Raw genomic sequence first — 13,748 nt, 5'->3', positions numbered from 1 at the left:
CGCTCTCAGCAGGTGGCGAAGGAGCTGCGCACCATCCAGGCATCGATCCGGTTCGCGATGTCGCTGTCACCGACAAGCGATATCGCTCCGCGCTCGATTTCGGCCTTGAGGCGGGACAGTCCCATCCAGGCCGATGTCATCGCCTTCAACTCGGCGGTGATGAACAGATCGACATCATGGCCGGGGTCGATCAGGCAGAGATCGACCGGTTCGCCGGGCTTGTTGACCAGCCAGTAGCGGCTTTCCTCGCGCGGCAGTTCGGGATAGCTGAATTCGATCACGCAGCGTCGACGTTTCGGCAGCGAATCCGCATCGATCTTGCGCCGCATGTTCCACATCAGCAGCCGGGCATCGAGTTTCTCGAGCGTCACTTCCGTATCGACATTGCGATGTGCCCAGCGACCGAGATCGCGCACGATCGGCATCAATTCGTCCGCAATCTGGGTCGTCAGATAGGTAATTTCCCCTGTGCGCGGGTTGAGACAACGCGTTATCAAACCGTTGGCCTCCATCTGCTTCAGCCGCGTCGACATCAGCGTTGGCGACATGCCGGGCACGCCGCGCCTGATCTCATTGAAATGTGTCGATCCGGACCACATTTCCGAAAGCATAAGCAGGGTCCACCGAGGCTCGATCAGCTCGCAAGCCTTGGCGATCGGGCAGAACTGATTGTAACCCTCGTCGCGCATAGGAAAGCCTCCCGAGCCACGACTATGCGCCACGCACCAGGACTGGTCCAGTCCACAAACTGTAGCGAGCAAACTCAGAAACGATACACGGAAGACGTGATAAAGATCTGAAATACCAATATTTTTCGTCAAGCAACGACACCGGTTCGGTGGCCGGAAGTCTGTCATGAAAGCATAATATTAAAGTTTGTCTGTAACCTTGAGCCATCAGGTGACCGGAATACTCCATGGCCATATACTCTTCCTCGAACAATGCGGGACGCCCCAAAGCCAAGGCTTTGAGCATCAGCTATTTCCTTCCGGCACTAGCCGTTCTTGCAGCAGTCGCGATCGGCGTTTTTCAGGCCGACAGGGAAGAGCACCAGCGATACATGTCGGAGCAAAGGCTCATCGCCTCCGAACAGCTGGCCGAGGTCTCGTCGAAGATCAACACCCAGATCCATAGCAATGTGAACCTCATCCAGGGGCTGGTGGCTGCGATCGCGGCCAATCCGGATATAACCCAGGCCCAGTTTGCCGCGCTTTCCGAGCGCATCTTTTCCGTTCCCTCGCAGCTCCGCAACGTTGCGGCGGCGCCCGATCTCGTCATCCGCTACGTCTATCCTTATGCCGAAAACGAAAAGCTCATCGGAGAGGACTACGCTGCCAATCCGAAGCGGTCGGGCTCCGTCATGGAGGCCATCAAGCGCCGCACCACCGTCGTCGCGGGGCCGGTAAAGCTGTTTCAGGGAGGAACCGGCCTGCTTGCGCGTTATCCGGTCTTCCAGATTTCCAACGGCCATTTCTGGGGTGTCGTCTCGGCGCTGATCGATGCGGAGCGCCTTTACCGCGATAGCGATCTGAATACCGACCGGCAGCAGTTGAACATCGCCATTGCCCACCGCCCGTCGCCGGCGGCAAAGGACGTGTTTATCGGAGATTCCTCGGTATTCTCGCAGAATTCGGTGCGTACCGAGATCGAGATCGGCTCCGAGACCTGGTATCTGGCAGCCGTCCCCAAAGGCGGCTGGATCGCGACGCCGCCTTCCATCTTCACCTTCCGGCTCTACGCCGCGCTGATCGCAATCGGCATTGTCGCTCCGCTCATCTGGGCCAGCATGCTGGTGCGGCAACGCCACCGCAATCTGATGATACTGCAGCAGCGGGAAGAGGAACTTGCGGCGGTTTCCCACCGACTGGGCCTTGCTCTGGAAGCATCCGGTATCGGCGTATGGGAATACGATCCCGACACCGGAGGACTGCTGTGGGATCGGCGTATGCGCAAGATGTACGACGCGCCGATGGACCGCGAAACATTCACTCATGCCGACTGGAAAAACGCCATGCATCCGGAGGATGCAGAGGCGGCTCAGGAGAGCCTGCGACAGACGCTCGCCACCGGCACACCCTACGTCACCCAGTTCCGGGTCGTTTCGCCGACGGGCCAGATCCGCCACATCCGTGCTAACGGTCGGATCTATCACGCCCCCGGCCGTAACATGCGTGTCATCGGCGCCAACTGGGATGTCACCAAGGACATGCTTCTGCAGGCGGAACTGCGTGACGCCCGCTTTCGCGCAGAAGAGCAGAACGACCAGTTGCGCGCCACCCGCCGCACGCTGGAACACCAGTCGCTGCACGATGCGCTGACGGGCTTGCCGAACCGACGGTTTCTCGATCAGTTCATGGCCGCCGGTACCAAGCCGGATCACCATCACCGCCTCGCCTTCATCCACGTCGATCTCGACCGCTTCAAGGCCGTCAATGACACACTCGGCCATGCAGCCGGTGACGAGGTGCTGAGACACACGACCAATCGCCTGCTCGAACTTATCGGCCATGACGAATTTGCAGCGCGTGTCGGCGGAGATGAGTTTGTCGTGATCACCAGCGGCCCGTCGGTCGAGCGCCGCGCCCGCCATCTCGCCCAGTCGATCGTCACCGCGCTGGCAAGGCCGATCGACATTGCCGGCCAGAAATGCCGCGTCGGCTGCAGCGCCGGCATCGCTTGCCAGACGGCCGCCATGGAAGAGCCTCGCCTGCTTCTGGCCAATGCGGATATCGCGCTTTACGAGGCCAAGAAGCGCGGCCGGAACCGCATGGAGGTCTTCTCCGGCGAGCTGCGCATGGCCGCGGTGTTGCGCAAGACCATGTCCGACGAATTCCTGACGGCACTTGAACATGACCAGATCGTGCCGTTCTTCCAGCCGCAATTCGATGCGCAGACGCTCGATATTGTCGGCGTCGAGGCTTTGGCGCGCTGGCAGCATCCCGAGCGTGGAACAATTGCGCCGGACGGTTTTCTCGACATCGCCGAAAGCCTGAACCGCGCCGGCGACCTCGACGCGCTCATCCTCGACAAGGCCCTTTTCCAGTCGATGCGCTGGAAGGCACTCGGCCTTTCCGTGCCGCATCTCTCGGTCAACATATCAGCTCAGCGACTGAAGGATGGGCGCCTTTTCGACAGCCTCTCCGATTTGAACTTCACGCCCGGAAGCCTCTCTTTCGAACTGCTGGAATCGATCTCCTTCGACGGCAATGACGAAGGTCTGGGCGCCGCGATCGGCAAGCTGAAGGACCTCGGAATCGATATCGAGATCGACGATTTCGGCACCGGCCACGCCTCCATCGTCAGCCTTATCGAGCTCGGGCCCAAGCGGCTCAAGATCGATCGCAAGCTGATTGCGCCACTTGCATCCTCCGCTTCCCAACGACGGCTTGTCGCCTCGATCATCGAGATCGGGCGCTCGCAGGATATCCAGATCATTGCCGAAGGCGTGGAGACCGAGGCGCATATCGACATCCTGCGGCAGCTCGGTTGCAATGCGCTGCAGGGGTACGCCTTCGCCAAGCCCCTGTCGTCTGCGGACTTCATCACTTTCGTCGAGAACTGGCGAGCCCGCGGTAAAAACGGCACACGGCCCGTCGCCAGGGCTGTGTAACAGCAGCCGTGGACGCCACTTGGGCCCACGAAAAAGCCCCGCGCACCTTGCGGTGGCGGGGCTATTTATCGAACAGATCTGCCGTAGCGAACCGATCAGATCTCGCTCTGCGAGGTCACGATCCGAGATACCAGGCCGTAGGCCATGGCTTCTTCGGAAGAGAGCCAGTAATCGCGATCGATATCCTTGGCGATCTTCTCTTCCGTCTGGCCGGTGGCCTTGGCGAAGATCTTGATCAGCCGCTCGTTCATCTTGACGATTTCGCGCGCCTGGATCTCGATATCCGAGGCCATGCCGCGCGTGCCGCCGGACGGCTGATGGATGAGGAAGCGTGTGTTCGGAAGCGCGATACGGCGTTCCTTCGGAGCAGCTGCATAGATCAGCGCGCCGGCGGAAGCGACCCAACCGGTGCCGATCATCCACACCTTCGGCTTGATGAACTTGATCATGTCGTGAATGGAATCACCCGATTCGACGTGGCCGCCGGGAGAATTCACGTAAATGCGAATGTCATCGTCGCTTGCTGCCGACAGGGCGACAAGCTGCGTGTTGACCTTCTGGGCCAGTTCCTGCGTGATCGGGCCATAGATAAAGATCGAACGCGACTTGAAAAGATTCGCCTCCGTCTCCTTGCCGAGCGGCAATTCCTTGCTCTTGTCGTCGTTGTCGTCTTCGTCGTTCAGCACAGTCAGCGTCTCCTGCATGGAATTCATATACGGGACATAATGTGTTCGCAGCGACAAAACAATGGAAAGCGGCTCAAAGCCGTCGCCTTACACAGCGCTAAGGTGAACGACGTAGAAACTGCCCCATCATGCCCGCTATTTGCAATGGACAGCGCGACGCCGGTCATCTTATCTTTCAGCATATTTGATCGATCCAGAAAATCAGGGGGACCTCGTGTTCAAACGCCTCTCGCTCTCCGCCGCCATTGTCGCCGCCGCTGCGGCACCTGCCTTCGCCCATCTCAATCCGGATGAGCACGGTTCTTTCATGGCCGGTTTTTCGCATCCCCTGTTCGGCATGGATCATATCCTCGTCATGATTGCCGTCGGCCTTTGGGCAGTGCAGATCTCGCAGGATGGCAAGCGGAACGCCTTGTGGATCGTGCCGGCCGCCTTCGTCACCACCATGGCCGCCGGCTTCGTGCTGGCGCTCTCCGGCGTGGCGCTTCCCTTCGTCGAACCGGGCATTCTCGCCTCGGTGATCGCTCTCGGCCTGCTGGTCGCCATGGCCGTTCGCCTGCCGACCGCCATCGGCGCTGCGATCGTCGCTGTTTTTGCCCTTTTCCACGGCCACGCCCATGGCGGCGAACTCGGCTCGGCCGGCGCGCTGCAGTTCGGCGCAGGTTTCGTGATCGCAACCGCGACGCTGCATCTTGCAGGCATTGGCGCAGGTCTCGGCATTGCCCGCTTCAGCCCGTCGATCGCCCGCATCCTCGGCGGCATCACGGCGCTGCTCGGTCTGTCGCTCGCCTTCGGCTGACGCCAACGGACGCACGGCTGGATTACCGGAATTTAATGCTCCGGCGATTTGAAAAGCCGCAATCCCTGCTTAATTCCTTGGGCATCAATCATGCCCAAGGAGGCAAATATGTCACCGGAAGAAAGCCAGCTTCTGAACGGACTTTTCGAGCGGGTTCGCACCGCGTCCGCCACCCCGCGGGATCGTGACGCCGAGGCCCTGATCGACGAGCAGACCCGCAAGCAGCCTTATGCCACCTATTATCTCGCCCAGGCGGTGGTGGTACAGGAAAAGGGGCTGGAAGCAGCGGCAAGCCGCATCCGTGAATTGGAGGATCACATCCGCGACCTGGAATCCCGCGGAAACGATCCCCATCAGGGCGAACAGCGCGGCGGCTTCCTGAGCTCGATTTTCGGATCGCAGCAAGCGCGACAGCCGGAACAGGTCCAGCAGTCTTCGGCACCGCCACAAGGTCCCTGGGGCGCCCGGCAGGGTTACGAAGGCAGCCGCGGTTATGACGATGGTTATCGCGCACCGCCACCCTCGCCTTCCGCCTACCAGCCGTCAAATGCGCAGGCATCGGGTCCATGGACCGGCAACAGCGGTTATCGCGGCCCTTCGGCCGGCAGCAGTTTCCTTACCGGAGCTCTTGGCACGGCGGCAGGTGTTGCCGGCGGCATGCTGCTCGCCAACTCCCTGTCGGGCCTGTTCAGTAACCATATGGCTTCCGCCGGCCTCGGTAACCCGTTAGCCGGAGCCAGCGCATTCGGCGCCTCGGAACAGCCCGCGGTCGAAGAAACGACCGTGAATAATTATTACGGTGACGACGCGATCCGCGAAGCCTCGAATAGCAATGACAGCTCGGGCGGAAACGATAACGACGGGTGGCAGCAGGCCGATTTCGGAAACGATGATAACGGTCCGGACGCATCCGATTTCGGCGGCAACGACGACAACCTCGATATCTGATTCGCAAAAGCATGCCGCCGGAACGCCAGGTCCGGCGGCGCGCACTCCGCATGATCACTTCTTCGGGTACCGCTCTCCGGGTGACGTCCGTTTCACGACGGGAAGCGCAAGTCTCTTCATGTCATTCCCCCAGCTTCGATTGGTCATTCCCAATAAAACTGAAGATACGGCAAACTACATCCCCCGTATAGGGGATGGTTAATAAATGATGAATTCTTTGTGCAGTCTGTATTTTAGGCTAAAGCACCGAACGATCTTTGAGTTTCGCTCGGCGCCTTTATTTCTTTGTTTTCACGCACTTCCGGATGCAAACGCAGCCATGTAATTTTGCCGGAATTGCTGCAAACTGCTTTCAGCCCCGTCCACGATAGGTCGGGACGCCCTGCTCAGGCAGCCACACGCCCGCCGGAACTTCGCCCGTCTGCCAGAAAACGTCGATGGGGATACCGCCGCGCGGATACCAGTAAGCGCCGATCCGTAGCCATTTCGGCTGCAGCAACTCGACCAGCCGCTTGGCAATATAGATCGAGCAGTCTTCGTGAAAGGCGCCGTGATTGCGGAACGAGGTGAGGAAAAGCTTCAGCGACTTCGATTCCACCAGCCACGCATCGGCAATATAGTCGATCACGATATGGGCAAAATCCGGCTGACCGGTCATCGGGCAGAGCGAGGTGAATTCCGGCGCCGTAAAACGCGTCACGTAATCCATGCCCTGATTGCCGTTCGGCACCCGCTCCATGATCGCCGCTTCCGGGCTGGTGGGTGCCTCGACCTGCTTTCCGAGCTGCGACAGCCCGCTGACATCCGTCATTGTCATTTGCTCATTCCTTCCGAGCCTGTATGTCCTTCGACTTCCACCTTCTGGCCATGGGCACGCTCGCCTTCAGGCTCTACATGGATCGCCAATGTGGCGCCGGGAATAGCCTCTTTGATCGCATCTTCCAAGCGGTCGCAGATATCATGTGCTTCGCCGACCGTCATCGAGGCCGGCACGACGAGATGGAAATCGATGAAGGCCACCGCCCCTGCCCGCCTTGAACGCAGGTCGTGAGCACCGAGCGCCCCGGCCGCGTGGGTGGCGATCGCCTCGCGCACGACGGCCTCCTCGTCCGGCTCCAGCGCCCTGTCCATCAGCCCGCCAAGCGAGTGGGAAATCACCTTGTACCCCTGCCAGAGAATGTTGATCGCAACGAGAATTGCCAGCAGTGGATCGAGGATCGCATACCCCGTGACGACGGCGAGGATGAGGCCGACGAACACGCCTGCCGAGGTTACGACGTCCGACATGATGTGGTGGCCGTCGGCCTTGAGCGCCGGCGACCGTTGCTGCGTTCCGACCCGGATCAGCAATGTCGCCCAGACGGCGTTGACGACGCCCGCCAACGCATTGATCGCCAGACCGACGAACGGTGCCTCCATGAGGCCGGGCGAAAACAGCGCGCCCCAGGCTTCCTGGATGATCAGGATCGCCGCAACGACGATCAGCACGCCCTCGACCACGGCGGAAATATATTCCGCCTTGTGATGGCCGAACTGATGGTCGTGGTCGGCCGGTCGCTGCGCATAACGAATGACGAAATAGGCGATGAATGCCGCAGTCACATTGACGAAGGATTCCATTCCGTCGGACAGCAGCGCGACCGAACCGGTGACCCACCAGGCCAGCATTTTCAGGCCCATCACCCCGATCGAGATGGGAATGCCCCAGAATGCGAGCCTCTCGACGATGGCCCGATTTTCGCTACGCGCGGTGTTCACCGGTCTATCCTTCCTAATCAGCGCGCCCGCTTCCGCGCAGGCTCAATTGCGGGTGAGAATGACTTGCAGGAGTCATCCCCCGAAACGGCAAAACCGCCGCGGCGAGGGTATCGCAACGACGGTTTCGGATGCGCCGCTATATGGATCAACCGGCGCCGCTTGTCAAAGCCGTTTGCATGTCGAACGCTCTTGCATCAATTAAATAACAGGTTATATAATTCGTTATGAAAAGCGAAAGAGACCATCACATTCCGCAGGATATCGTCCGCGATTTCGGCTATCTGACACTCGGCACCCGGCTGCGGCGCCTCGGCGAGATGGTGCAGGCCAACACCCAGATCATCATGCAGGAATACGGAATAGACATTCCGGCCGCCCATTACCCGTTCCTTGCGGCCATCGATCGCAACGGGCCACTGACCGTCGGCGACCTCGCCGATGTCATCGGCATTTCACAACCGGGCGCCACCCGCACGATCGGTCAGCTTGTCGAGGCAGGCCTACTGGATCTGTCGGTCAGCGACGGCGACCAGCGCCGCAAGCAGGTATCGCTGACAAAGGCGGGGCAGGATCTGGTTGCCTATTCCACCGATGCGGTCTGGCCGGGAGTGGAGGCGGCGGTCAAGAACCTCTGCGCCGATCTCGACGGCCCGTTTCTGGAGCAATTGGCCGCCATCGAGGATGGCCTGAAAATCCAGCCGCTGATCGAACGCATGACACAGACCAAGGAAGACAAATGACCCATATCCTCGATCGCCCCGCCTGGAACGCACTTGCGACCGTTCATTCTGCCTTTGCGGAAGGCTCACCCCTGGCAAAACGTTACGACCCTTCGATCATTCTGTTCGGAGCGGCCGCGGATGACAGCCCGGAAAGCCTGATGGCACTCGCTTCGCTTGCCCCTTCCTCGGACGTGATGCTGCTGGTCGAGGCAGGCCCGGTTTCCGTCCCCCCGCAGTTGCAGGTCACCGTCGACGCCATCCTCGTGCAGATGCTTGCCGAAAAACCGTTCGAGCGGGTTGCCGATCCTCGTATTGAGGTGCTGACCAGTGCGGACGCGCAGGAAATGCTCGACCTCGCACTCCTGACCAAGCCCGGCCCGTTCACGCTGAACGCTCAGGCGCTCGGCACCTTCTGGGGCATCCGCATCGACGGGCGCCTGGTCGCCATGTGCGGCCAGCGCATGCGCCAGCCCGGCTTTTCGGAGCTGAGCGGGCTCTGTGTCCACCCCCATTTCCAGGGCAAGGGTCTCGGCAAGCTGATGTTGCGTTTCGTCGCCGGCGAGATTTCCACCCGCAACGAGGCCGTCTACCTGCATGCCTACAAGACCAATACCGGAGCGATCGCCCTTTACCAGTCTCTCGGTTTTGCCATTCGCGCAGACATGACCTTGAAAGTGGTGAAACGCGCCGGTTAACGCACCTCGCGCGATATGTTAGAATGATCGCAATCAGAGGGGGCAACCATGTCGGCCTTTCGCAATGCGATCGTGTCCCATCCCGGCCGGGAGCGGATAGCAACGGCATCCTTCGGCGCGAAGGTCATCATCCACGCGACCGCCGCGGAAACCGGCGGCGCCTTCGGCATGTGGGAAACCTTCACCCCGCCCGGCCAGGGGCCCGCACCCCACACCCATACGCGCGAAACCGAAGTCTTTCGCGTCATCCGCGGCTTGTATCGCTTTCGCTGCGGCAACGACGAGTTTGATGCGCCACCGGGAACCGTCATCGTCCTGCCACCGGATGTGGCGCACAACTGGAGGAATATCGGCGAAGAAACGGGCCAGATGTTTGCCACCGTCACGCCGGGCGGTTTCGAGCAGCTGTTTATCGACATCGAGACCTCCGGCGCAGATACGCCCGAAAAGATCGCCGCGATTGAAGCCCGCCTCGGCGTGTTCAACGACATGACGCTGGCGCTCGGCCTGACGACATTATGGGGCTGAGCCCCGCCAAAGTGGCGCCAGCCGAACCCATGCGCCATACTGACGCAGCGTCGCCTTGATCGTCCAGATTGGTGGACGATGCCGGATGCAGGCAGTATTCCGGGGTTCGCCATTTCCGATATATCGACACCCCATCCCCCCGCTCATGCGCATTTCTCCCAATTCCATTGCCTTCACGGCGCTATGCGGCGCCTTGATGGCATTTCCGTCCATGTCGATCGATGTCGGCCTGCCGGCGTTTGATCTGATGGCCGCAGCGCTTGAGACCGACCCTGCGACAGTGGCCCTGACATTGACCACATTCCTTCTCGGGTTTTCGGTTGCGCCGCTTCTATACGGGCCGCTGTCGGATCGTGTCGGGCGACGCCCGGTCCTGATCGTCGGCTGCGGCATCTACGCGATTACCAGCATCTTCTGCATGCTGACCAGCTCGATCGAACACCTTCTCGCCTGGCGCCTGTTGCAGGGCATGAGCGCCGGTGCCGGCCCGGTTCTGGCGCTGAGCCTGATCCGTGACTGTCACGAAGGCCTGCGGGCGCGCACGCTCCTGTCTTCGGCAGCCGTCTTCCGCACGCTTGGGCCGATGCTGGCACCTTCCGTCGGTGCCTTCCTGATTACCGTCGGCGACTGGCGTTGGATCTACGGCTTCATGGCTGTCGGCAGTTTCGCTTTGTTCCTGACCGTCACCCTCTTCCTGCCGGAAACGGCACCGAAACAAAGGCATGACGTGCAGCGCAGCGGTATGATCCGCAGTTTCGGCGAGATCCTGCGCAACCGCACGGCGCTCGGCAATTCCATGGTTCTCGCGCTCAATTTCGGCAGCCATTTTTCCTACGTCGCCGGCTCTTCGCTGGTGGTGATCAGCGTCTTCGACGTCTCGCCACAGGTCTATGCGCTGATCTTCGGCATTTGTGGTGCCGGCATCATGGCAGCCTCGGCCGTGTCGGCAGCACTCAACAGGCGTGCCGTCGATCCGTTCAAACTGGTGGTGACGGCCGCCACTGCCTCGGTCATCTCGATGCTGATCGGCGTAGCGCTCAGTGTCACCCATCTTTTGACGATCGAAGTCCTGAGCGTGCTTCTCGTCGTCAATGCCTTTTCCTTCGGGCTCTTGCAGCCCAATGTGCAACAGGCGGCGCTGCAGTCGGTGGCGCATGTCGCCGGCGCGGCCTCGGCCCTGATGAACGCGCTGATCATGGGCATGGGCGCGCTTGGCAGCGTCATCGTCAAATCGCTGGTTGATTTCGGCGTCGTCTCGATGACCGGCACGATGCTTTTCTTTTGCGTGCTGACGCTCGCCTGCGTTTTCTGGACCAACAAGAAAGTGGCGCCTGTCACAGTCACCGAATCCTGAGCCGCGCCCGACCACCCGCAACAGCACGGCCACGCAATCGGAAAACGTCGGGCCGGCCTATGGCGTTCATGCCGGCCCGACGTTCGTTTTGATAAGTAGGGCTCAGGCCGCCTTCGTCTCGCGTTTGCGTGCAAGATGCGCCACGACATTTTCGATCATCCGCATACCGGCATCACCGCCAAGCGTCATGATCGATTCAGGGTGGAACTGCACCGCCGCAATCGGCTCCTTGGCATGTTCGATGCCCATGATCGTGCCGTCCTCGCTCTCCGCCGTGATGATGAAATTCGGGTCGAGCGTCGCCGGATCGGCAAAGATCGAGTGGTAACGGCCGACCGTCACCTCCTTGGCAAGCCCTGAAAACACGATGCCCGGCTCCAGCACCCGGATGCGCGATGGCTTGCCATGCATCGGAACGGCGAGATGCCGCAGTTCCCCGCCATAAGCCTCGGCAAGCGCCTGCAGGCCGAGGCAGACGCCGAAGATCGGCAGGTTTTTCGCCCGCGCCGCCTTGATCGTTGCCTTGCAGTCGAAATCCTTGGGATTGCCCGGCCCGGGCGACAGCACGACGAGATCGGGATCGATCCGGTCGAACACCTCTTCCGGCACAGGCGAACGCACGGTCGAGACCGTCGCTCCCGTCTGGCGGAAATAGTTGGCCAGCGTGTGGACGAAACTGTCCTCGTGATCGACGAGCAGGATCTTCACCCCCATGCCGACCTTGGCAACGTCACGCGACACCTTGCCCGCATTGCCGGCCCGCGCATCGCGGATCGCCGAGATCATCGCCGACGCCTTCAGTTCGGTCTCTGCCTCTTCCTCCTCCGGATTGCTGTCATTGAGCAGTGTCGCGCCGGCCCGCACCTCGGCAATGCCGTCCTTGACGCGGATCGTCCTGAGCGTCAGGCCGGTATTCATGTCGCCGTTGAAACCGACCATGCCGATCGCGCCGCCATACCAGGCGCGCGGGCTTTTTTCATTCGCTTCGACGAAGCGCATTGCCCACAGCTTCGGCGCACCGGTGACTGTGACCGCCCAGGCGTGCGACAGGAAGGCGTCGAACGCATCCATGTCGGGGCGCAGGCGGCCCTCGATATGGTCGACCGTGTGGATGAGGCGCGAATACATCTCGATCTGCCGGCGGCCGATGACCTTCACCGAACCCGGCTCGCAGACGCGCGACTTGTCGTTTCTGTCGACATCCGAGCACATCGTCAGCTCGGACTCGTCCTTTTTCGAGTTCAACAGCTTGAGGATCTGCTCGCTATCGGAGATCGCATCCTCGCCGCGCTTGATCGTGCCGGAAATCGGGCAGGTCTCGATACGGCGGCCCGAGACGCGCACGAACATTTCCGGCGAAGCGCCGATCAAATACTCCTGGTTTCCGAGATTGATGAAGAAGGAATAGGGCGACGGGTTGATCGCCTTGAGGCGATTGGAGATCTCGGAAGGTTTCGAATCGCAGCGTTCCATGAATTTCTGGCCGGGCACGACCTCGAACAGGTCGCCGCGACGAAAGCTTTCCTTCGCCTTGGTCACCAGCTGCGCATATTCGCCATGTTTGTGGTCACCCTTCGGCGGCGTCACGGTCGTACGCTCGAACGGATCGGCAGCGATGTCGTCGGACTTGCCTTCCGTCGTCAGGCCGGCTTTTTCGAAATCGTATCGGTCGATCCAGGCCTTGGCGGCATGGTGATCGACGACCAGGATCTCGTCGGGCAGGAACAGCACCATGTCGCGCTGATCTTCCGGCCGCTGCATCGACAGCTTGATCGCGTCGAACTGGAAGGCCAGATCATAACCGAACGCGCCGAACAGGCCGATGGCCGAATCCGCGTCCGAATAGAAGAGGTCGACAATGGCACGCAGGACCGTGAACACGGTCGGCATCTTCGACCGCTCTTCCTCGGTGAAGACACGGCTCGGCTGGTTGACCGAGAGATCGAGACGGCGGGCGGTGCGCGCGCCGAGCGTCAGGTCATCCACCGTCGAAAGCCGATCGGCGACGAAATCGAGCAGCACTTCGCCCCGCCCGTTATAGGCTTCGATCCAGACATTGCGGCCGTTGCAGGTGATCCCGAGCGGCGGATCGACGATCGCCGTATCCCAGCGTGTATAACGGCCCGGATATTCGTAGTTGGAGGAAAACACCGCGCCCCGCCGTTCGTCCAGCATGTCGACATAGGAGGAGATCGCCGTCGCATAATCGGCAGGCCGACGCTTGCGGCTGACGGTGATCCCCCCTCTCGTCTCGTAGGTCTCCGAACCGTCGTCGTGAATGATCGTCGCCATATGAATGCCCTGCCTCTTCGATCTGGCCGTTTCGGCCCGGTGCAGTGTCTGGAAAACTGCACCCTTTGGTTTTTGCCCTGGTCGTCGGCAGCCAACAAAAAAGCCGCCTCGGTTCCCGGGCGGCTTTGTCTCGTCTTGTCGATGGACATGACTGGTCAAGGCCGCGTTAGCGTGCCCACCACCAGTTACCGATGTTCATCGAGTTGTTCATGGCGCGAATTGTTAGCGTGGCTCCCGCCCGCGTGCAAGCGAATTTCTTGGAGCAAAAAAGTGACCGCCGATGCGACCAAATCCCGCCCATGCGCGTTGCCATACCGCATTACAGCCTGAAGACGGACGGCCAAGGAGTGGAAGCC

Annotated in this window: 12 protein-coding genes; 7 read left to right on the top strand and 5 right to left on the bottom strand. The window is 60.8% G+C overall.

The window, feature by feature from the left end:
* Positions 1–5 precede the first annotated feature (5 nt).
* Entirely contained in the window at positions 6–689 is a 684-nt protein-coding gene (locus AC2GXZ_RS04080) for a winged helix-turn-helix transcriptional regulator (protein ID WP_483757827.1), read from the bottom strand.
* 227 nt (positions 690–916) lie between these two features.
* Here AC2GXZ_RS04080 and AC2GXZ_RS04075 point away from each other — a divergent pair, with 227 nt between their 5' ends.
* Positions 917–3,610 carry a bifunctional diguanylate cyclase/phosphodiesterase gene (locus AC2GXZ_RS04075; protein ID WP_483757826.1) on the top strand — a complete coding sequence of 898 codons (2,694 nt, stop codon included), beginning with the start codon at positions 917–919 and terminating at the stop codon, positions 3,608–3,610.
* 95 nt (positions 3,611–3,705) lie between these two features.
* On the opposite strand, the gene AC2GXZ_RS04070 is transcribed toward AC2GXZ_RS04075, so the two are convergent.
* Complete coding sequence (locus AC2GXZ_RS04070) at positions 3,706–4,293, bottom strand: ATP-dependent Clp protease proteolytic subunit (RefSeq protein ID WP_483758262.1); 588 nt, start codon at positions 4,291–4,293, stop codon at positions 3,706–3,708.
* Positions 4,294–4,510: 217 nt separating this feature from the next.
* Here AC2GXZ_RS04070 and AC2GXZ_RS04065 point away from each other — a divergent pair, with 217 nt between their 5' ends.
* Both AC2GXZ_RS04065 and AC2GXZ_RS04060 read left to right on the top strand, forming a co-directional pair.
* Positions 4,511–5,095: a HupE/UreJ family protein gene (locus AC2GXZ_RS04065; RefSeq protein WP_483757825.1), complete on the top strand. Its 585-nt coding sequence runs from the start codon at positions 4,511–4,513 to the stop codon at positions 5,093–5,095.
* Positions 5,096–5,203: 108 nt separating this feature from the next.
* The gene (locus AC2GXZ_RS04060) at positions 5,204–6,043 is read left to right on the top strand and encodes a DUF2076 domain-containing protein (protein WP_483757824.1); all 840 of its coding nucleotides are present in this window, start codon (positions 5,204–5,206) and stop codon (positions 6,041–6,043) included.
* 352 nt (positions 6,044–6,395) lie between these two features.
* On the opposite strand, the gene queF is transcribed toward AC2GXZ_RS04060, so the two are convergent.
* Together queF and AC2GXZ_RS04050 are read right to left on the bottom strand one after the other, a co-directional pair.
* Complete coding sequence (gene queF, locus AC2GXZ_RS04055) at positions 6,396–6,860, bottom strand: preQ(1) synthase (RefSeq protein WP_483757823.1); 465 nt, start codon at positions 6,858–6,860, stop codon at positions 6,396–6,398.
* Complete coding sequence (locus tag AC2GXZ_RS04050; RefSeq protein WP_483757822.1) at positions 6,857–7,801, bottom strand: cation diffusion facilitator family transporter; 945 nt, start codon at positions 7,799–7,801, stop codon at positions 6,857–6,859. Before AC2GXZ_RS04050 ends, queF begins: the two co-directional genes overlap by 4 nt.
* A gap of 248 nt (positions 7,802–8,049) precedes the next feature.
* Here AC2GXZ_RS04050 and AC2GXZ_RS04045 point away from each other — a divergent pair, with 248 nt between their 5' ends.
* The 4 genes from AC2GXZ_RS04045 to AC2GXZ_RS04030 all read left to right on the top strand — a co-directional run bounded on the left by AC2GXZ_RS04045 (position 8,050) and on the right by AC2GXZ_RS04030 (position 11,100).
* On the top strand, positions 8,050–8,541 hold the full coding sequence (locus AC2GXZ_RS04045; RefSeq protein ID WP_483758261.1) for a MarR family winged helix-turn-helix transcriptional regulator: 492 nt from the start codon (positions 8,050–8,052) through the stop codon (positions 8,539–8,541).
* The gene (locus tag AC2GXZ_RS04040) at positions 8,538–9,218 is read left to right on the top strand and encodes a GNAT family N-acetyltransferase (RefSeq protein ID WP_483757821.1); all 681 of its coding nucleotides are present in this window, start codon (positions 8,538–8,540) and stop codon (positions 9,216–9,218) included. Before AC2GXZ_RS04045 ends, AC2GXZ_RS04040 begins: the two co-directional genes overlap by 4 nt.
* 48 nt (positions 9,219–9,266) lie before the next feature.
* The gene (locus tag AC2GXZ_RS04035) at positions 9,267–9,746 is read left to right on the top strand and encodes a cupin domain-containing protein (protein WP_483757820.1); all 480 of its coding nucleotides are present in this window, start codon (positions 9,267–9,269) and stop codon (positions 9,744–9,746) included.
* A gap of 85 nt (positions 9,747–9,831) precedes the next feature.
* The gene (locus tag AC2GXZ_RS04030; RefSeq protein WP_483757819.1) at positions 9,832–11,100 is read left to right on the top strand and encodes a multidrug effflux MFS transporter; all 1,269 of its coding nucleotides are present in this window, start codon (positions 9,832–9,834) and stop codon (positions 11,098–11,100) included.
* Between the two features lie 102 nt (positions 11,101–11,202).
* On the opposite strand, the gene AC2GXZ_RS04025 is transcribed toward AC2GXZ_RS04030, so the two are convergent.
* Positions 11,203–13,392: an anthranilate synthase gene (locus AC2GXZ_RS04025; protein WP_483757818.1), complete on the bottom strand. Its 2,190-nt coding sequence runs from the start codon at positions 13,390–13,392 to the stop codon at positions 11,203–11,205.
* Positions 13,393–13,748 lie beyond the last annotated feature (356 nt).

It is taken from the genome of Aliirhizobium sp. YIM B11859 (assembly GCF_057163345.1).
This window is presented reverse-complemented; position numbering and strand designations above follow the sequence as displayed.